Raw genomic sequence first — 18,435 nt, 5'->3', positions numbered from 1 at the left:
CTGACCCGGAAATCGTGTACCACCCGGCGCGGCGGCACAACATCGGTCACCACCTCGTGACCTGTCCTCACGCCGGCCCGCTGGGAGCGTTGCCATCGCCGGCCGCGGCCACCCGGCGCACATGCTCGGCGATCACCTGTCCGAGGATGCCGTGCAGCCGTCCGCAGTCCCGGCAGTGCAGGTTCTCGTCGAGGTGGCGACCGCCACACTCGACGCATTCACCGCGGTCCTCGGGGTCGCGATAGGACTCCAGAGCACGGCACATCGCCCGGATGACGTGGTCACTCAGGGCGAAAGTCTGGTCACCGAGCGCGGTGCGCAGGCCGAGCAGCGCCACCGGCGGGACCTCCGGTTGTGGGTCGTAGGGGGCCACCGCGTCGATGAACTCCGCGATGACGGCGGCCGGGTCGAACGAGGCAGTCACCCCGACAACGCTATTGCACGTTGCATTTGATCTACCGGGTACCCGGATGTCGTACCCCCGCGCTTAGATGTCACCCATGCGTGACGCCGCTCTCCTCCGGCCGGCTCGGCGCGGCTTCGCCGCCCTGGCCGTCCTCGCCGTGCTGGCCCTCGGGGGCTTCGCCGCGGTTCGCTCCATCCTGCCACCGGCGGCGGCTCCGGCCTCGGCGCCGGGCGGCGAGTTCAGCGCGGAAAGAGCATTTCAGAGCGTGCGTACGATCGCAGCCGCCCCGCATCCGGCCGGTTCCGCGGCGAACGACACGGTCCGCGACCACCTCCTGCGGACCCTGCGCGGCCTCGGCCTCAGTCCGCAGGTGCAGGACACCGTCACCGCGCAGGGCGGTGAGCTGTCGGCCAGCGCGGGCGGCACCGGCCTGGCCCGGGTCCGCAACGTGGTCACGCTGATCCCGGGCAGCGCCTCGACCGGACGGGTGTTCCTGGTGGCGCACTACGACTCGGCGCAGACCGGCCCGGGCGGCAACGACGACGCGGCCGGCACCGCCAGCCTCCTGGAGATCGCCCGCGCCCTGACCACGGGTCCGAAGCTGCGCAACGACGTGGTGCTGGTGATGACCGACGCCGAGGAGGCCTGCCTGTGCGGGGCCGAGGCGTTCGTCCGGCAGAACCCGTTGGCCGCCGGCGGGGGCGTGGTGATCAACCTGGAGGCGCGCGGCAGCTCCGGCCCGGCCATCATGTTCGAGACCTCCGCGCGGAACGCCCGGCTGGTCGACGCGTACGCGCACACGCCGGACCCGGTGGGCACCTCGTTCGCCGTCGAGATCTACCGCCTGCTGCCCAACGACACCGACTTCACCGCGTTCCGCGAGGCCGGTTTCACCGGGCTGAACTCGGCGTACATCGACGGCGCCGCCGTGTACCACGCGCCCACCGACCTGCCCGCCGCGATGGACCGGGACAGCCTGCAGCACCACGGGGCGAACGCGCTGGCGCTGACCCGCACGCTGGGCGACACCGACCGGCTGGCCGCCGCCACCCGGGCCGGCGGCGACGCCACCTACTTCCCGGCCCTCGGCCTGCTGGTGCGCTACCCGGGCGGTCTGGTCTGGCCGCTGGCCGGCCTCGCCGTGCTGGCGGTCGCCGCGCTGGCCTGGCGGGCCCGCCGGACGGGCCGGCTGACCGGCCGGCGGCTGGCCCTGGCCGGGCTGCTCACCCTGGCGCCGATCGTGGTCGCGCCGGTTCTGGCACAGCTCTTCTGGACCGTGCTGACCCTGATCCGCCCGGAGTACGGCGCGCTGCCGATCGACCCGTACCGACCCGGTCTGTACCGGATCGCGGTGATCGCGATCGCCGCGGCGGTGGTGTTCTGCTGGTTCGCCCTGCTCCGCCGCCGGCTGGGCGCGGCCGCGCTGGCCGTCGCCGGGCTGGGCTGGCTGGCCGGACTGGGCGTGGTGCTGGCCGCGGTCACCCCGGGCGGCGCCTATCTGGCCACCCTGCCGGCGCTGGCCGGTGCGCTCACCGGACTGCTCACCCCGCACGTCCGACCGTGGGCCGGCGCCGCGGTGAGCACTCTGAGCGGGCTGGTCGCCGTCGTCATCCTGCTGCCCACCGTGGTCATGCTGTTCCCGGCGCTCGGCATGGCGATGGGCGCGGCCGGCGCGTTCCTGACCGTGCTGATGCTGCTCGCCCTGCTGCCGGTGATCGACCTGATCCACCCGTCGGCGGAGCCGGTCCAGGGCCTGCCGGCCGGCCGGGCTCGCCGCCGCGGCGCGCTGGCCACCCTGGTCGCCTCGCTCACCGCGCTCGCCTGCACGGCGGCCGGCCTGGCGGTCGACCGGTTCGACGCCGCCCACCCGTCACTCACCCAGCTGATGTACGCGCTGGACACCGACACCGGCCGGGCGCAGTGGCTCAGCGCCGAGGCGAAGACCCAGGACTGGACCGCGCAGTACGTGTCGGGTGCCCCGAAAGCGGTGGCCACCACGCTGCCCGCGTTCGGCGCCGAGGAACTGCGGACCGGCCCGGCCCCGGCGGCCAGCCTGCCGGCGCCGGCCCTCACCGTGGAGTCGGACACCCCGTCCCCGGACGGTGGCCGGGTCCTCAAGCTGCTCCTGAAACCGCAGCGCACGGTCCGTTTCACCACCCTGCACGTGGCCGCGGCCCATCAGGTGACGGCGGCGACCGTCGCCGGTCAGCAGGTCCCGGTCGGCAGGGCGGCGGGCGGCGGCTGGGGCTTCGGCTTCATCTTCCACGCGCCACCGGCCGAGGGCGTCGAGGTGGTCCTGACCGTGCGCGGCACCGGCCCGGTCAAGCTGCGCGCCATGGACGCCAGCGACAACGTCACCGAGATGCCCGGCTTCCACGCCCGCCCGTCCGGCGTCGGCGTCCTCGGCTCGCACAGCAGCGAGATGGTGGCGGTCGCCAAGACCTACCAGTTCTGAGACGCCTCGGCTACCTGCCCCGGCCGCGGCGGCCGGTCGGGGCGTCGTGCCGGAAGTGGATGAACAGGCGGCCCCAGTTGTCGCCGTCCTTCTCGACCCGGTGGTAGAGCTGCTTGATCTCCTTCTGGTCGAGGAAGCGCAGGACCTTCTTCTTCAGCGCTCCGGAGCCCTTGCCCGGAATGATCTCGACGAGGGCCGCCTTCTTCTGGATCGCCTCGTCGACGATCCCGCGCAGAGCCCGGTCGATCTCGTGCCCCTTGTTGAAGATGTCGTGCAGGTCGAGCTTCAGCTTCATGGCGACGACCTTATGCCGGTTCGTTCTTGCCGAGCCAGGTCTCCACCCGGCGCAGCGCGTCCTGATAATCCGGCTGCTGCTTCATCGCGGCCGCCAGCCGCAGGTGCGGTAGCGCCTCACGGAAACGGCCGGCCCGTTCCAGGGTCCGGCCGAGCACGTGGTGCGCATAATGATCCGACGGATCATGCTCGATCAGTGCCCTGAGCTGGGTTTCCGCGCCGTTCAACTGGGCCGAGTTGAAGTATGCCCGGGCCAGCAGCTGACGGACCGCGGTGTTCTGCGGCTCCGCCTCGACGATCGGTTCGAGCAGGCGGGACGCACCCAGCGGGTCACCGGACTCGAAGAAGAAATTGGCTCTGCGGTACTCCTCGAGAAGATCCACGTGCAGCTCCCCACGCTCGCGCCGCCCACAACGACCAACGCTTGCACAACATCGAGCGGTCAGCGAGTGTTCCGGCCCGGCAAGCTTCCCGGCAAAAACGCCCAAAGCCCATCAAGGTCGACGGAAACTGACCCTAACGCGGGAAGCGTCGATGCCGAAGACCAAGACGACACCATCATTTCCGTACGCGGTTCCACAGCCGCTACACAGGAAACGGAAAGCCGGCGCCGAGCGTCGCCGACCACAGTGGGGGCATGACGATGGCGAACGCAGACTCCAGCACCGAACTCCGGCGGCCCGACGGAACCCCGGTGCGGGTCCTCGTGGTGGACGACGAGCCGACGCTGGCCGAGCTCCTGTCGATGGCCCTGCGCTACGAGGGCTGGGAGGTCAAGAGCGCCGCTGACGGGCTCAGCGCGGTGCGGACCGCCCGTGACTTCCGGCCGGACGCCGTCATCCTGGACATGATGCTGCCCGACATCGACGGCCTGGAGGTGCTGCGCCGGCTCCGGGGCGAGACCCCCGAGGTGCCGGTGCTGTTCCTGACCGCCAAGGACTCGGTCGAGGACCGGATCACCGGGTTGACCGCGGGCGGCGACGACTACGTCACCAAGCCGTTCAGCCTCGAAGAGGTGGTGGCCCGGCTGCGCGGGCTGATGCGCCGGATGGGGCACGCCCCGATGCGCACCGAGTCGCAGCTGATCGTCGGCGACCTGACGCTGGACGAGGACTCGCACGAGGTGCGTCGCGGCGGTGCCCTGATCACCCTGACCGCCACCGAGTTCGAGCTGCTGCGCTATCTGATGCGCAACCCGCGCCGGGTGCTGAGCAAGCCGCAGATCCTGGACCGGGTCTGGAACTACGACTTCGGCGGGCAGGCGAACGTCGTCGAGCTCTACATCTCGTACCTGCGGAAGAAGATCGACGCCGGCCGCACGCCGATGATCCACACCATGCGCGGCGCCGGGTACGTCCTCAAGCCGGCCGACTGACATGGCCGCCGCCGTCACGGCCCGCCCCCGCCCAGCCCGCTGGCGCAGCCCGGCGGGCTGGCCGCTGCGTACCCGCCTGGTCGCCACCATGATCGCCCTGCTCGCGGTCCTCGGCCTGGTCGTCGGCGGCACCGCCGAGCTCTACGTCTACAAGACGCTGCACGACCAGGCCGTCAAGGATCTCCAGGAGGCGAGCAAACGGCTCGGCGTCGGCTTTGACTGCCCCGATCCGGCCGATCCCGGCCATGCTGGCCAGAGATCGTGCCCTCCGCTGCCCTCCGGCCCCGACGGCCCGAGCCAGGCCGGCTCCAACCCCCTCGCCGACCGCCGAATGTTCAACGGCATACAGCGCGACCCCATCGTGCTCTGGATGTTGGCCGACGGAACGCTGTCCGGCGGGATCGTCCACTTCGCCGACAACTTCGGGCTGAAAACCGACCCGCTCTCCGCCACGGCGCTGGCCACCGTGCATAACAAGGTCACCGGCAGCCGCAGCGTCGAGGTGAACGTGGGCAGCGACCTGCCGCGTTATCTGATGACAAAACAAACCACGCGAAGCGGTGATCGGACGTACTACGTCGGAGTATCGCTGAAGAACATGGATGCCACGCTGCTCGCGGTAGCCGGGTTCACCGGGTGTGTGGTGCTCGGGGCGCTGCTCATCGCGGGCTGGGCCGGGGCGCTGATCGTACGTCGTACCCTCCAGCCCCTCGACCGAGTGGCCGCGACCGCGAGCCGCGTCGCGGAATTGCGCCTCGATCGCGGCGCGGTGCAACTCGCGCAGCGAGTGCCCGAGTCCGACACCGATCCGCGGACCGAGGTCGGCCAGGTCGGCGCCGCCCTGAACCGGATGCTCGACCACGTCGGCAGCGCCCTGGAGGCCCGGCACGCGAGCGAGATGCAGGTGCGCCAGTTCGTCGCGGATGCGAGTCACGAGCTGCGCACCCCGCTCGCCGCGATCCGCGGTTACGCCGAGCTGACCCGGCGCAGCCGCCAGCCGATTCCCGACGAGGTGGCGCACGTGCTGGGCCGGGTCGAGTCGGAGGCGAAGCGGATGACCACCCTGGTCGAGGATCTGCTGCTGCTGGCCCGGCTGGACGCCGGCCGCCCGCTGGCGCAGGATCCGGTCGATCTGACCATGCTGGCCGTGGACGCGACCAGTGACGCGCACGCCGCCGGCCCGCGGCACTACTGGCAGCTGGACCTGCCGGACGAGCCGGTCACGGTGATCGGCGACGGCGCACGGCTGCACCAGGTGCTGGCGAATCTGCTGGCCAACGCCCGTACGCACACCCCGGAGGGTTCGACCGTCACGGTGAAGGTCGACACGGTGCCGGACGCCGCCGTGCTGCAGGTGATCGACAACGGGCCGGGGATCCAGGCCGAGCTGGTGCCGCACATCTTCGAGCGGTTCGCCCGCGGGGACAGCTCCCGTTCGCGGGCGGCCGGCAGCACCGGTCTCGGGTTGTCGATCGTGCACGCCGTGGTGACCTCGCACGGCGGCAAGGTCGGTGTGCAGAGCCGCCCCGGCCAGACGATCTTCACGGTGATGCTGCCGTCCGCCCCGGCCTCGCCGGTCGTCCCATCAGCTGAACATCACACGCCATATCTGCCGAGGGTCGGCTGATCCGGCTATGCTGTCGGGGTGACTCAGACGTCTGCGTTCTATTGGTTTACGGGGCCGGCCCGCGCCGGTGCCTCGGCCATGACCGCATGACCTGAGTCACCCCGCCAGAGCCGGCTGAGGCAGCGACGATGTCGCTGCCTTTTTGTTTGCCCCGAGCAAACCGGCTCTCGTCCAGGGCCGGTTAAAAGGAGAGAGATCACCATGACCGCCCCTGAGGTGCAGCGTGTCCGCGACCAGCGCATCGAGAAGATCGTCCCGCTGATGAGCCCGGCGCTGCTGCACCACGAGCTGCCGCTGACGACCGAGTTGCACGACACCGTGCTGGCCGGCCGCAAGCAGGTCGAGGATGTGCTGAACGGCCGAGATCAGCGCCTGCTGGTCGTGGTCGGGCCGTGTTCGGTGCACGACCCGGCCGCCGCCGGCGAGTACGCCGACCGGCTGCAGGCCGAGGCCGAGCGCCTGAAGGACGACCTGCTGATCGTGATGCGGGTGTACTTCGAGAAGCCGCGCTCCACGGTCGGCTGGAAGGGTCTGATCATGGATCCGGCGCTGGACGGTTCCGGCGACGTCGGCGCCGGCCTGCGGATCGCCCGCAAGCTGCTCCTGGAGGTGGTCAGCCGGGGTCTTCCGGTGGCCGTCGAGTTCCTCGACCCGATCACCCCGCAGTACATCGCCGACACCGTGGCTTGGGGCGCGATCGGGGCCCGGACCGTCGAGTCGCAGGTGCACCGGCAGCTGTCGTCCGGCCTGTCGATGCCGATCGGGATGAAGAACCGCCCGGACGGCAGCGTGTCCACCGCGGTGGACGCGATCCACGCCGCCGCGGCCCAGCACGTGTTCCCGGGGATCGACTACTCGGGCACCCCGGCGATCCTGCACACCACCGGCAACCCGGACTGTCACCTGGTGCTGCGCGGTGGCGGCGGCAAGCCGAACTACAGCGCGCAGGACGTGGAGGCGTCGCTGGCGCTGCTGCGCAAGGCCGGACTGCCGGAGCGCCTGGTGATCGACTGTTCGCACGGCAACAGCAACAAGGACCACAACCGGCAGCCGCTGGTGGCCGAGGACATCGCCGGGCAGATGGAGGCGGGGCAGCACGCGATCAGCGGCGTGATGCTGGAGAGTTTCCTGGTCCCGGGCCGGCAGGAGTTGGGCGCCGAGATGACGTACGGGCAGTCGGTCACCGACGCGTGCATGGGCTGGGACGGCACGGTGGCGGTGCTGGAGCGGCTGGCCGCGGCGTCGGCCAAGCGCCGCACCCTCTGAACGGCCGCGTCGTGGGTCCCGTCGATCGGGCGGCGGGACTCACAGACAGCGCACAGGGACGGCACAAGGACGCGACAGCGCCGGTGTGAAGAGTTCGTCGGGTACGAATCCGCCAGCTCTGGGAGTCTCCCGATGATCACGACGACGCCGGCACCTGTCGAAGCCGCCGCGCCCGCACCCCCGGACCCGAACCCCCGATGGGTTCGTCCGGCCGTCATCGCGTTGCTCGTCGGCACCGCGGTGCTCTACCTCTGGGGTCTACGCGCCTCGGGCTGGGCGAACGCGTTCTACTCGGCCGCGGTCCAGGCCGGCTCGGCCAGCTGGAAGGCCTTTTTCTACGGCTCGTCGGACGCGGCCAACTCGATCACCGTCGACAAGACGCCCGCTTCACTCTGGATCATGGCGCTTTCGGTACGGGTGTTCGGGCTGAGCTCGTGGAGCATCCTGGTGCCGCAGGCCCTGCTGGGGGTGGCCGGCACCGGTCTGCTCTTCGCCACCGTCCGCCGCGCGTTCGGACCGGTGGCCGGCCTGATCGCCGGAGCGGTCGCCGCGCTCACCCCGGTCGCCGTGCTGATGTTCCGGTTCAACAATCCGGACGCGCTGCTCGTGCTGCTGATGGTCGCCGGGGCGTACGCCACGCTGCGCGCCGTCGAGAGCGGCTCCACCAGGTGGATCGTGCTGGCCGGGGTGTTCGTCGGCTTCGGTTTCCTCACCAAGATGCTGCAGGCCCTGCTCGTCGTCCCGGCGTACGGCCTGGCATATCTGATCGCCGGCCCGCCGAAGCTGCTCAAGCGGATCTGGCAGCTGCTGCTCTCGCTCGGCGCGCTGATCGTCTCGGCCGGCTGGTACCTCGCCATCGTCGAACTGGTGCCGGCCGCCGACCGCCCGTTCATCGGCGGCTCGCAGAACAACAGCCTGCTCGAACTCACCCTCGGCTACAACGGCCTGGGCCGGCTCAACGGGGCGGAGACCGGCAGCGTCGGCGGTGGGGGCAGGGGCGGCAACGGCGGCAGCATGTGGGGCCAGGCCGGCTGGACCCGGATGTTCGACAGCGCGCAGGGCGGTCAGATCTCCTGGCTGCTGCCGGCCGCGCTGATCGTGCTGGCCGCCGGCCTGGTGATCACGCTGCGCCGGACCCGGGCCGACCTGCAGCGCGCCGGGCTGATCCTGTGGGGCTCGTGGCTGCTGATCACCGGACTGATCTTCAGCTTCATGCAGGGCATCTTCCACGCGTACTACACGGTGGCGCTGGCCCCGGCGGTCGGCGCGGTGGTCGCGATGGGCGTGACCCTGCTCTGGCGGCACCGGGCCAACCTCGTCGCGGCGCTCACCCTCGGTGCGGCGATCGCGGTGACCGCCTGGTGGTCGTGGAAGCTGCTCGGCCGCAGCGCCGACTTCCTGCCCTGGCTTCGCCTGCCGGTCCTGATCCTGGGCATCGGCGCGGCGGTCGCGGTGGTCGCCGCCTTCCGGCTGCCGCGCCGGATCGCCCTGGTAGGCGCGGTGGTCGCGCTGGTCACGGCCCTGGCCGGGCCGGCGGCGTACGCGGTGCAGACCGCCTCCCAGGCACACAGCGGGTCGATCCCGTCGGCCGGGCCGGCGGTCGCCGGCGGATTCGGTGGTCCCGGCGGCGGGGGCCGCGGCGGCTTCCCGGGCGGCGGTCGCGCCGGAAATCCGCCCGGCGGCTTCCCCGGCGGCGGCTTCCCCGGCGGCGGCTTCCCCGGCGGCGGGTCTCCCGGGGGCAACAACCAGGCGGGCGGCGGTACGACGGATGGTGGCGGCCGCGGTGGGCGCGTGGGCGGCGGCGGGGGCATGGGTGGTCTGCTCGACGCGACCTCGGTCAGCTCCGAGATGAAGGCGCTGCTGGAACAGGACGCGGACAGGTACACGTGGGTGGCCGCGGCGATCGGCTCGCAGAACGCCTCCGGTTATCAGCTCGCCACCGAGAAGCCGGTGATGGCCGTCGGCGGCTTCAACGGCACCGACCCCTCCCCCACCCTCGCCCAGTTCAAGGCGTACGTGGCGGCCGGGAGGATCCATTACTTCATCGGCGGCCGCGGCTTCGACGGCGGCGGGTCGGGCAGCAGCGACAGCAGCCGGATCGCCGAGTGGGTGGCGTCGACGTTCACCGCGAAAACGGTCGGCAGCACCACGGTGTACGACCTCACCGTGACTTCCTGACCACCGTCCACATCCGACCGGAAACGGGCGACCCCTGCGGGGGTCGCCCGTTTTTCGTGCTCCCGGAAGACTCACAGTGCGGCCACAGTTTTCTGACAAATCCCGCAAAGACGCGCGCCGGAAATTGTTCCCATGAGCCTTTCGACGCTGCCCTCCCAGGACGCCGGTTCGGCCCGCGTCACCGCCCCGGTGCTCGACGTGGTCGTGCCGGTCTACAACGAGGAGGTCGACCTCGAACCCTGTGTCCGGCGGCTGCACGCCTACCTCGCGGCGCACTTCCCGTACCGGTTCCGGATCACCGTGGCCGACAACGCCAGCATCGACGGCACCGCGGCCGTGGCGCAGCGACTGAAGGCGGAATTCCCCGAGGTCGAGGCGGTGCACCTGACCCAGAAGGGTCGCGGTCGGGCACTCAACCACGTCTGGACGCACTCGGATGCGGCCGTGCTCGCCTACATGGACGTCGACCTGTCGACCGACCTCGGTGCGCTGCTGCCCCTGGTGGCGCCGCTCATCTCCGGCCACTCCGACCTGGCGATCGGATCCCGGCTGGCCCGCGGCTCGCGCGTGGTCCGGGGCGCGAAACGCGAGTTCATCTCCCGCAGTTACAACCTCATTCTGCGTACGACGATGGCCGCCCGTTTCTCCGACGCGCAATGCGGATTCAAGGCGATCCGCTCCGACGTGGCCCGGCGACTGCTTCCGATGGTGGAGGACACCGGCTGGTTCTTCGACACCGAGATGCTCGTCCTCGCCGAGCGTTCCGGGCTGCGCATCCACGAGGTGCCGGTCGACTGGATCGACGACCCGGACAGCCGGGTCGACATCGTCGCCACCGCGATCGCCGACCTGAAAGGCATCGTCCGGATCACCCGCGCCCTGAGCACCGGCCGACTCCCGGTCGCGGCGCTGCGCGAACAGCTGGGCCGCAACCCGCTGCCGGTCGACGGCGTGCCCACCGGCCTGACCGGCCAGCTGATCCGGTTCGCCGCGGTCGGGGTGGCGAGCACGCTGGCCTACCTGGCGCTGTACGCGCTGCTGCGGGTCGGCGTCGGGCCGCAGGCCGCCAACCTGATCGCCCTGCTGGTCACCGCGGTCGCGAACACGGCGGCGAACCGCCGGCTGACGTTCGGGGTGAGCGGCACGGACGGCGCCCTCCGCCACCAGGCGCAGGGACTGGTCGTCTTCGCCGTCGGCCTCGGCCTGACCAGCGGCTCCCTGGCCCTGCTGGACGCGGCGGCGGCGCAGCCGTCGCGGTTCGTCGAGCTGACCGTCCTGGTGCTGGCGAACCTGATCGCCACGGCGGTTCGCTTCCTGATGCTGCGCGTCTGGGTCTTCCGCACCTCGCGAGACCGCACCTGACCGCCGCCCTCCGCCATTCCCCGCTACCGCACCTGACCCGCCCCGCCGTTCCCCGCTACCGCATCCGGCCGCCAGCCTCCGCCATTCCCCGCTACCGCACCCGGCCGCCAGCCTGCGCCATTCCCCGCTACCGCACCCGGCCATCAACCCGGCCGACCGCCGATCACCTCCGGGCCGCAACCAGCGGCCGGCCGAACCCGCTCCGCCCACTGTGGTTCCGGAACTCCGACGCGGCGCCCCGCCTGCCGGGCGCCGCGTTTCCGTACCCGGCAGGCGGGGTCGTTTCTATCGCCATCTGACCTGATGAGTCCGAAATGCGAGACAGTTTTCGATCATCAAGACGTCATCGAAACCTGGCAAAGCCGTTGTACCGGTTACCGAGCATCTTTCCGGTCATCTCACCCAGTGGGCGTTCCCGCCGGGGCCACAGGTTGTTCGGCCGAAAAATTCGGCACACGCAGACGTATCACGGAAGCAACTCAGAGGTAACAATGGGCTTTGATCGGGATAGCCGACTCTCGATCCTTGCTTCACCGGCGCGGCGACCGGAAGGTAGCAAAACATGCTCAGCAAAGAGGACAGCCGACGGCTGGCACAGCTGGAGCGTCAGCTCCGGCGCGACGACCCTGACTTCTGCGCCCGGATGGGCGGCGGCAATTTCAGCGTCCCGACCCCCCGCCCACCGTTGACCCTCTTCTTCGTCGCCGCCGCGATAGCCGTCGCCGCGATCGTCCTGGGCATCCTCGGCTGGTGGATCGCCGCCACACTCGTCGCCACCTGGGGCCTAGCCACCGCAGCCGCCGCCACCTACCGCCTGCGCCGGTTCCGCACCCGCACCCCATAGCGGTCCGCTCTCCCCGACAGACCCCCGATCGAGACGGCTCGCTCGCCACCCCGGCCCCTGACGGAATTCCCCGATCGGCCCGGCTCCCAGCCCCGGCCCTCAGCCCCGGCCCCGGCCCGGCCCCGGCCCCCGGCCCCCGGCCCCGAGAGATTTCCCCGATCCGGACGGCCCGCACCGACCCCCGACTGACCCCCTCCGATCGAGCCCGCGCCCGGCACGGCGCGGGCTCGGTCACATCCACCGCCGCGCATCCCCGCGGAGAGCGTTCAGCGACCGCGAACAGCGGCGACAACCGCCGCCCGAGGGCTGGAGAGCACCGAACGGCCGGGCAGAAGGTCAGCGGCCGGTGCCATGCTCGGCTGCGCCAGAACGACCACGTCGGCCTCGACATCCCGCAGCTGGTCAGCGATGCCCCGGTAGTAGGCCGGCAGATCACCGGATTCGAAGTACTCCCAGGCCGCCAGACAGGGAACCAGCAGCAGATCGGCCGCGGGGTCCGCGTCGAGCAGTAGTGCGGTGGTCGGTTCCCGGGTGGACTCGACGGCGTAGGCGACCGCTATCCGGCCTCCGACGGCAACCGCCGCCTGGGCCATCGGGCGGTCCCCGCGCAGTACGCCGGCCCGTTCCGCTTCCGGGCCGATGGTCGAGCAGGTGCAGACGATCACGTCGCAGCCCGCCAACTCGGCCAACCGCGCCCGCACCCCCTCCTCCACGGGGAGTCCAGCCCGCGCATCGGCCAGGAGACCCGGATCCACCACATGCCGATCACGCCATCCCGGCGCCACCTCGCCCACCAGCGCCCGGAACGTCGCCACATGCACGTCCGCTGTATGCAGAAACCCGATCGTGCCCACCGCCCACCTCCCCGCCCACCCGGCAACCAGAGATCATCCCGCACCGGGCGGGCTGCCCGGAACCACCACGCACCCACCCGGCCGCGAAACCGCTCATGCCCCCGCCACAGGACACCCGGGACAGCCACACACCCACCCGGCCGCAAACCGACATGCCCGCGCCACACGACAGCCGGGACAGCCACACACCCACCCGGCCGCGAACCCTTCGACCATGCCGTCGCGCGGCCGCGAAGCCGGATCGTGGCCGGCACGTTCCCGTCAGTCGAAGGCGGTGGTCGCCGACGGGACGTCGCGGGCGCGTGCCACTTCGGCCGCCTCCCCCTCGATCCGCTCGCGCTGGGTGGCAGTCAACGGCCGGAACGGGCTGACGGTGAGATCGACGCGTCTCCGGCCGGACATCCGCGGTCGCCACACCCCGGCGATCTCGCCATCCAGCAACAGCACGCCCGGGTTGCCCAGCGCCCGCCACACCTCCTTCTGCCGCTCCCGGTCGGGCACCAGCAGATCCCGGTCACGGGCCTGCAGCAGCGGATCCATCGCCGGCAGCAGCCGCACCCCGGCCGGTGTCGGGGGCGACCCCAGCGCCGGCACGTCAACCTCGGGAAGCCAGGCCCGGCGCCCGGCGACGTCGACCTCGACCAGGCCGTCCGGCCAGACCGAGCGGATCTCCTCGGTCGTAGTCGACAGGTATCTCGCCACCTCGGACGGGCCCGCCGGGCCGAGAAACCGCAGATAAGTCGTGATCAGCGCGCCGATCCCGCGACCGGCATCAGAAGCCGGGAGCGCCGCGCCAGGCAGCGCGCCGGCTCCCCGGCCGGCATCGGAGAGCGCAAGGCCGGCGCCGGCCAGCGGCAAAGCAACGTCGGGCAGCGGAAGGCCGGCGTCGGAAAGCGGAAGACCCGCACCGGACAGCGGAAGACCCGCGTCCGACAGCGGAAGACCCGCGTCGGGCAGCGGGCCGAGCATGGCGTCTCTGCCGCGGGAGAGCACCTGCACCCCGCCGGCAAGCCCGCTCTGCTGCCACACGTTGCCCGAGATGTGCCGGGCCCGGCAGGTCTTGCACTCGAAGGTCAGCTCCGCCGGCACCCGGGCGCTGACCCGGGTGCTGGCCTCACCCCGCGGCATCGGGGCGCGGACGACCTCGCGCATCGCCGCCGCGGTGACCCGGAAGGCCTCGATGCCGAGGCGGGCGGCGGCCGGGATCTGGTTGCTGTTGATCCGGGCGGCCGCGTCGGCGTGGCTGAGCGGCCAGAGCTGCGCGGTCAGCCGGGGCAGGTCGACGGCCCGGTGCAGGTGCGGGGCGCCGCGCGCGGCCCAGACGGTGAGCAGCCGATCGTCGTCGAGGGCGACCCGGGTGCGCGCGGCCAGTGCCACCCGGGTGGAGCCGGGGGTGTAATCCTGCACTCCCAGGTCGAGGACGGGCAGGTCGGCGGGCCGGATGGCACCGCGGGCGGACAGCCCCAGCGCGGCGAGGCGGTAGGCCATCACCTGCGCGCGATCCACCTTGAGCATCGAGCACACCCCGTTCGTTCAGGTGCGACGACCGTACCGCCGGGATGCGACATTTCTCAGGCCCTCGCGGCGGGTGCCGGGCAGCCCGCGGACGTATTCCCAGGTGTCCAGGCTCGTCGGCCCGTACGGCCCCTCCTGCGGGATGGGTGGCTCGCCGGTCAGCCGGTAGCCGCAGCGCCGGGCGACCGCGGTGCTCGCGGTGTTGTCCGGGTCGATCCGCAGCAGCAGCCTGTTCAGCCGCAGCGTCCCGCAGGCGTAGTCGGTGAGCAGGGACAGGGCGGCGGCGGCCAGCCCGCGCCGGCGGAAGCGGGCGCCGACCAGGTAGCCGAGTTCAGCTTCGCGCAGGGCCGGGTCGACGCCGAAGAGCAGCACCTCGCCGAGGGGTGGCCCACCGTCCGCGGTGATCGCGAGCTGGATCCGTCGGCCGGTCAGCCGTCCCTGCCGGGCGCGTTTCAGGTATGCGATGCCGGCGTCGACGTCGAACGGGGACGGCATCGGCGTCCATCGGGCGATGTCCGGCTCGTCGAGCAACCCGACCAGGTCGGCCAGGTCGTCGGGACTCCATTCGCGCAGCACGATGCCGTTGCCCGCCAACGTCAGCGGGTGCGGCAGCGGACTGGCGGTCACACTTCGAATCCTGCCCATAAGGGCCCGTTTGCGGCTAGGGCGATCAGCGTCGGATTACCGATCGCGTCCGGCGGCCCGGCAGGATGCAGGGCATGCCTGATCCGGTGAACACCCCTGAGCATTGGACGGAATACAACGCCCACCAGGGTGACCGGGCGGTCCGGGACACCTGCCGGATCGCCATGGACCTGGCCGGTCCGGGCGCCGGCCGCACCGCCGTCGATCTGGGCTGCGGGGCCGGCATCGAGACGCGCGCACTGCTCGACGCCGGGTGGCGGGTCAGCGCCTACGACAGCGAGCCGGCCATGCTGGCCGGCCTCGACCATCCGTGGCTGACCGCGCACCGGCTCCGCTTCGAGGCGATCGGGGCGCTGCCGCCGGCCGACCTGGTCTACGCCGGTTATGCGCTGCCCTGGCAGACCCGCGGGTCCTTCGATCGCTTGTGGACGCTGATCCGGACGGCGGTGCGCCCGGGCGGCCGGATCGCCGTCGACCTCTTCGGTGTCCGGGATGCCTGGTCCGGCAACCCGGCGATGACCTTCCTGACCGCCGCCGAGGCCCGCTCGCTCGCCGACGGCCTGGTCATCGACCACTGGCACGAACAGGACGAGACCGCGCCGGCCTACCGCGGCCCGAAGCACTGGCACGTTTTCACCCTGGTCGCCCACCGGCCGGAGAACTGACCGGCGGGCGGTCAGAGCTTGTAAGCGGTGATCTCCATCCCGGCCGCCCGCAGCCGCGCCACCAGCGCATCCCCGATACCGGTGGCGGGCGTCAGCACCCCGCCCTCGCTCTCCGGCAGTGCATCCCGGTCCAGGGCGAGCGCCAGCGCCGACTCGCCCAGCATCACGGCTGTCGCCGCATATCCGGGGTCGCCCTTGGCCCGGACCCGCGCCCGGTACCGCGCCCCGGTCGTCGTGGTCGTGAAGATGTCCATGGTGAAGTGCCCGTCCTGCTGCGTCTTCTCGCCCGGCCCGTCGCCGGGTTTGGGCAGGATCCGGTCGAGCAGGTATCGCGTGGGCGGCACCGCGAGCCCGACGATCAGCGCGCCCAGGCCGAGCTTGATGCCGGCCGCCAGGACCGGGGAGAGCGGCGACGCCCCGACGCTCATCGCTTCGCGATATTTGAAGGCGCGGCCGTACGCCCAACCCCGCAACGCGTTGCTCCGTCGCACCACCCGGGTGTTGTAGGAGGCCATCACGAAGGGTGCCAGCCGCCCGCGGAGTTTCGGGTCCACTTCGGAGGCCGGGATGGTGTCCATGTCACTCTGCCGGCCCAGTTTGGGCTCGGCCTGCCGGTCGGGGCTGAGCGAGTACGGGCTGCCGGCGACGCGCCGCAGTGACGGATCCTTTTTCATCACGTCGACCTGGTTGCGCATCGAATCGATGGTGCCGCCGCTGACCCCGCCGTGCATGCTGGTGACGACCAGTGTGGTGTCGGTTAGTTCGCCGGCGCCGTCCGCGACGACCTGCTGGTGCAGGACGTGCACGCCGATGTCGGACGGAATGGAGTCGAAGCCGCAGGAGTGCACGATCCGCGCACCGGTGCCGCGGGCGAGTTCGTGGTTCTCGTCGATGCTGTCGCGGGCGAACAGCACCTCACCGGTCAGGTCGACGTAGTCGGTACCCGCCGCGGCGCAGGCGTGCGCGAGAGCCCGGCCGTACTTCGCATACGGGCCGACGGTGGTGATGATGACGTGGGCCCGGCCGGCCAGGGTGGCCATCGCGTCGGGGTCGCCGGCGTCGGCCACCACGATCGGCCAGTCGACGCCGAGCCTGGTTTTCACCGCTTCCAGCTTCGCCGGTGAGCGCCCGGCCAGCGCGATCCGGGTGCCGGCCGGTGCGTGCCCGGCGAGGTGACGCGCCACCAGCGCGCCGACGAATCCGGTCGCACCGTAGACGATGACCTCGTAGTCGCGTGAACGATCGCTCATGGTCGGAGATTGTGCACCCCGGGCCGGGCGGTGGGTACACCCGCCGGTAACAAAGCCCGGAAAACCGTGGCTGGCAGCCGAAATCAGCGTCAGCGGATTCTCTTTACCCACTGCGGACCGGGCTCTAACCATGACTTCGGACTTTCCCCCGTCCGGCTGACCACGATGGCGGCAAGTCGTGACGCGATCGAAAAACTCGTGGAGTTATCCACACAAAGGAAGATCAAAGCGGCTAATTTGGGTGAACAACGTCACCGGCTGTGCTTACAGGCCTGGTCATTCCTGTAAGGCGGTGACTACCGTCGGCAAGTCCGCACCATCGCGGACACCGTGACTGGAACGCCGAGTCCTGCCTGCCGGTCACGGTCAACAACCCACAGGCATGGAGCGGGGGACCCACCAGTTCCTCGGCACGTCCACGAGCCGGAGTTCCCGGAACGCATGGACGAGCCTCGGGGTGAAGCCGCACCCGTGCGGCCGGGCTCCTCGGCCCGAACCCGACAGCTCACCTCGCAGGCGTGGAGGGAAAACTTCATGCTTCACCTGAACCAGCGGGTTCGTCGTGTCCTGTCCCGGCGAGCCCAGTCCCCGCGTGCCCTGAACCGGCTCGCGCAGGCTCCGGCCACCGCCGGACTCGTCACGGAGAGCACCGCAGGACCCGGAAGGCACCGGCGCACCGAGGTGCGGCGGGCCAGAATCCATCTCATCGCACTCCCGAACGCCCGCCCCGGTTTCAAGCGGGCTCTCGGCATCGCCATCGCCGGCCTGGCCGGCACGGTCGGACTGCTCGCCACCGGGGCCTCCCCGGCCAGCGCAGCCGCCGCGGACGTCAACTGGGACGCGGTCGCCAAGTGCGAGTCGAGCGGCAACTGGGGCATCAACACCGGGAACGGCTATTACGGCGGCCTGCAGTTCAGCCGCAGCACCTGGCGGGCACACGGCGGCACCCGGTACGGCTCCACCGCGAACCTCGCCTCCAAGAGTGAGCAGATCCTGATCGCCGAGCGGGTGCTGCGCCACCAGGGCATCGGCGCCTGGCCCACCTGCGGTCGCCGCGGCCTCACCAGGGCACACCGGACGACCTCGGTGAGCCCGTACCGCCTGGCGTCCTACACAACGCCGCTGCGGGCGAGCCACACCTACGTGGTGAGGCGCGGGGACACCCTGTCCCGGATCGCGAGCCGTTACCACGTCAGGGGCGGCTGGCGCGCCCTTTACCGCACCAATGCGAAGCGGCTGAGCAGCCCGAACCGCCTGTCGGTGGGGCAGCGCCTGGCCATCTAGGCCTGCTGGCCGGGCCGCATCTCCGGGTGGTCGAGGACCCGCAGCCACGAGCCGTCGGCCTGACGGCGGACCACCTGTGCCCTCGCCCCGGCGCCGTCTTTCGGCGGGGTCGCGGTGAGGGCCAGGTCGCCGCTGATCAGCGTGGGCAGCGGCGGCTCCGGCTCGAACCGCGGCATCTTGGGCAACAGCTCCGCCCACAGCTTCTGGATGGCGGCGCGCCCGACCGTCTGGCTGCCGGGCGGATAGGCCATCACCGCGTCCTCCTCGTAGAGCAGGGCGAGGCCCTCGGCATCCTTCGCGTTGGCCCGCTCGACGAAGAGCCGGGTGAGGTCCTCGGGCTGGAAGGCTTTCTCGGAAGAAGTCATGTCTTCACCCTCCTCCGCGCCGGTCCACAAGTCCAACGCATAGTTTTGAT

At 71.3% G+C, this 18,435-nt stretch carries 17 protein-coding genes and 1 riboswitch; of the genes, 9 read left to right on the top strand and 8 right to left on the bottom strand.

From position 1 onward, the window contains the following. Positions 1-67 precede the first annotated feature (67 nt). Positions 68-424 carry a hypothetical protein gene (locus tag ACSP50_RS02985; protein ID WP_014687674.1) on the bottom strand — a complete coding sequence of 119 codons (357 nt, stop codon included), beginning with the start codon at positions 422-424 and terminating at the stop codon, positions 68-70. Positions 425-500: 76 nt separating this feature from the next. On the opposite strand from ACSP50_RS02985, the gene ACSP50_RS02980 reads away from it, so the two are divergent. Then, the gene (locus ACSP50_RS02980; RefSeq protein ID WP_014687673.1) at positions 501-2,861 is read left to right on the top strand and encodes a M28 family peptidase; all 2,361 of its coding nucleotides are present in this window, start codon (positions 501-503) and stop codon (positions 2,859-2,861) included. A gap of 10 nt (positions 2,862-2,871) precedes the next feature. Here ACSP50_RS02980 and ACSP50_RS02975 read toward each other — a convergent pair whose 3' ends face one another. Next, a complete protein-coding gene (locus ACSP50_RS02975) occupies positions 2,872-3,156 on the bottom strand; it encodes a Smr/MutS family protein (protein WP_014687672.1) in 285 nt (94 codons plus the stop codon). Between the two features lie 10 nt (positions 3,157-3,166). Then, positions 3,167-3,538 (bottom strand): M48 family metallopeptidase, encoded by a 372-nt coding sequence (locus tag ACSP50_RS02970; RefSeq protein WP_014687671.1) that lies wholly within the window; start codon positions 3,536-3,538, stop codon positions 3,167-3,169. A 254-nt stretch (positions 3,539-3,792) separates the two neighbouring features. Between ACSP50_RS02970 and ACSP50_RS02965 the strand changes: the two genes are divergently transcribed. The 6 genes from ACSP50_RS02965 (at position 3,793) to ACSP50_RS02940 (ending at position 11,807) form a co-directional block, all read left to right on the top strand. Then, entirely contained in the window at positions 3,793-4,530 is a 738-nt protein-coding gene (locus ACSP50_RS02965) for a response regulator transcription factor (protein ID WP_043510756.1), read from the top strand. A 1-nt stretch (position 4,531) separates the two neighbouring features. Further along, positions 4,532-6,157: a cell wall metabolism sensor histidine kinase WalK gene (locus ACSP50_RS02960; protein WP_014687669.1), complete on the top strand. Its 1,626-nt coding sequence runs from the start codon at positions 4,532-4,534 to the stop codon at positions 6,155-6,157. Between the two features lie 201 nt (positions 6,158-6,358). Further along, a complete protein-coding gene (locus ACSP50_RS02955; protein ID WP_014687668.1) occupies positions 6,359-7,423 on the top strand; it encodes a 3-deoxy-7-phosphoheptulonate synthase in 1,065 nt (354 codons plus the stop codon). A gap of 132 nt (positions 7,424-7,555) precedes the next feature. Beyond that, positions 7,556-9,601 (top strand): glycosyltransferase family 39 protein, encoded by a 2,046-nt coding sequence (locus ACSP50_RS02950; protein WP_014687667.1) that lies wholly within the window; start codon positions 7,556-7,558, stop codon positions 9,599-9,601. A 132-nt stretch (positions 9,602-9,733) separates the two neighbouring features. Next, positions 9,734-10,963: a bifunctional glycosyltransferase family 2/GtrA family protein gene (locus ACSP50_RS02945; protein WP_014687666.1), complete on the top strand. Its 1,230-nt coding sequence runs from the start codon at positions 9,734-9,736 to the stop codon at positions 10,961-10,963. Between the two features lie 562 nt (positions 10,964-11,525). Then, positions 11,526-11,807 carry a DUF3040 domain-containing protein gene (locus tag ACSP50_RS02940; protein WP_014687665.1) on the top strand — a complete coding sequence of 94 codons (282 nt, stop codon included), beginning with the start codon at positions 11,526-11,528 and terminating at the stop codon, positions 11,805-11,807. 266 nt (positions 11,808-12,073) lie between these two features. Here ACSP50_RS02940 and ACSP50_RS02935 read toward each other — a convergent pair whose 3' ends face one another. From ACSP50_RS02935 to ACSP50_RS02925, 3 genes are all read right to left on the bottom strand, one after another. Further along, on the bottom strand, positions 12,074-12,661 hold the full coding sequence (locus ACSP50_RS02935; protein WP_014687664.1) for a hypothetical protein: 588 nt from the start codon (positions 12,659-12,661) through the stop codon (positions 12,074-12,076). Positions 12,662-12,922: 261 nt separating this feature from the next. Further along, positions 12,923-14,176, bottom strand: coding sequence for a DNA glycosylase AlkZ-like family protein (locus ACSP50_RS02930; protein ID WP_014687663.1), 1,254 nt, complete (start codon positions 14,174-14,176; stop codon positions 12,923-12,925). An 18-nt stretch (positions 14,177-14,194) separates the two neighbouring features. Next, a complete protein-coding gene (locus tag ACSP50_RS02925; protein ID WP_014687662.1) occupies positions 14,195-14,803 on the bottom strand; it encodes a GNAT family N-acetyltransferase in 609 nt (202 codons plus the stop codon). A gap of 92 nt (positions 14,804-14,895) precedes the next feature. On the opposite strand from ACSP50_RS02925, the gene ACSP50_RS02920 reads away from it, so the two are divergent. Beyond that, positions 14,896-15,486 (top strand): trans-aconitate 2-methyltransferase, encoded by a 591-nt coding sequence (locus ACSP50_RS02920; RefSeq protein ID WP_014687661.1) that lies wholly within the window; start codon positions 14,896-14,898, stop codon positions 15,484-15,486. A gap of 11 nt (positions 15,487-15,497) precedes the next feature. On the opposite strand, the gene ACSP50_RS02915 is transcribed toward ACSP50_RS02920, so the two are convergent. Further along, complete coding sequence (locus tag ACSP50_RS02915; RefSeq protein ID WP_014687660.1) at positions 15,498-16,736, bottom strand: trans-acting enoyl reductase family protein; 1,239 nt, start codon at positions 16,734-16,736, stop codon at positions 15,498-15,500. A 330-nt stretch (positions 16,737-17,066) separates the two neighbouring features. Further along, positions 17,067-17,269, top strand: a riboswitch (cyclic di-AMP (ydaO/yuaA leader). A 1-nt stretch (position 17,270) separates the two neighbouring features. Between ACSP50_RS02915 and ACSP50_RS44755 the strand changes: the two genes are divergently transcribed. Next, positions 17,271-18,020 carry a transglycosylase family protein gene (locus tag ACSP50_RS44755; protein ID WP_014687659.1) on the top strand — a complete coding sequence of 250 codons (750 nt, stop codon included), beginning with the start codon at positions 17,271-17,273 and terminating at the stop codon, positions 18,018-18,020. Here ACSP50_RS44755 and ACSP50_RS02905 read toward each other — a convergent pair. Then, positions 18,017-18,385 carry a nuclear transport factor 2 family protein gene (locus ACSP50_RS02905; RefSeq protein ID WP_014687658.1) on the bottom strand — a complete coding sequence of 123 codons (369 nt, stop codon included), beginning with the start codon at positions 18,383-18,385 and terminating at the stop codon, positions 18,017-18,019. The two genes, ACSP50_RS44755 and ACSP50_RS02905, sit on opposite strands and share 4 nt — an antisense overlap. Between the last annotated feature and the right edge of the window lie 50 nt (positions 18,386-18,435).

Origin of the sequence: Actinoplanes sp. SE50/110 (assembly GCF_900119315.1) — a bacterium.
GTDB lineage: Bacteria > Actinomycetota > Actinomycetes > Mycobacteriales > Micromonosporaceae > Actinoplanes.
Note: the sequence above shows the minus strand (reverse complement) of the source record. Positions and strands in the feature narration are given on the sequence as shown.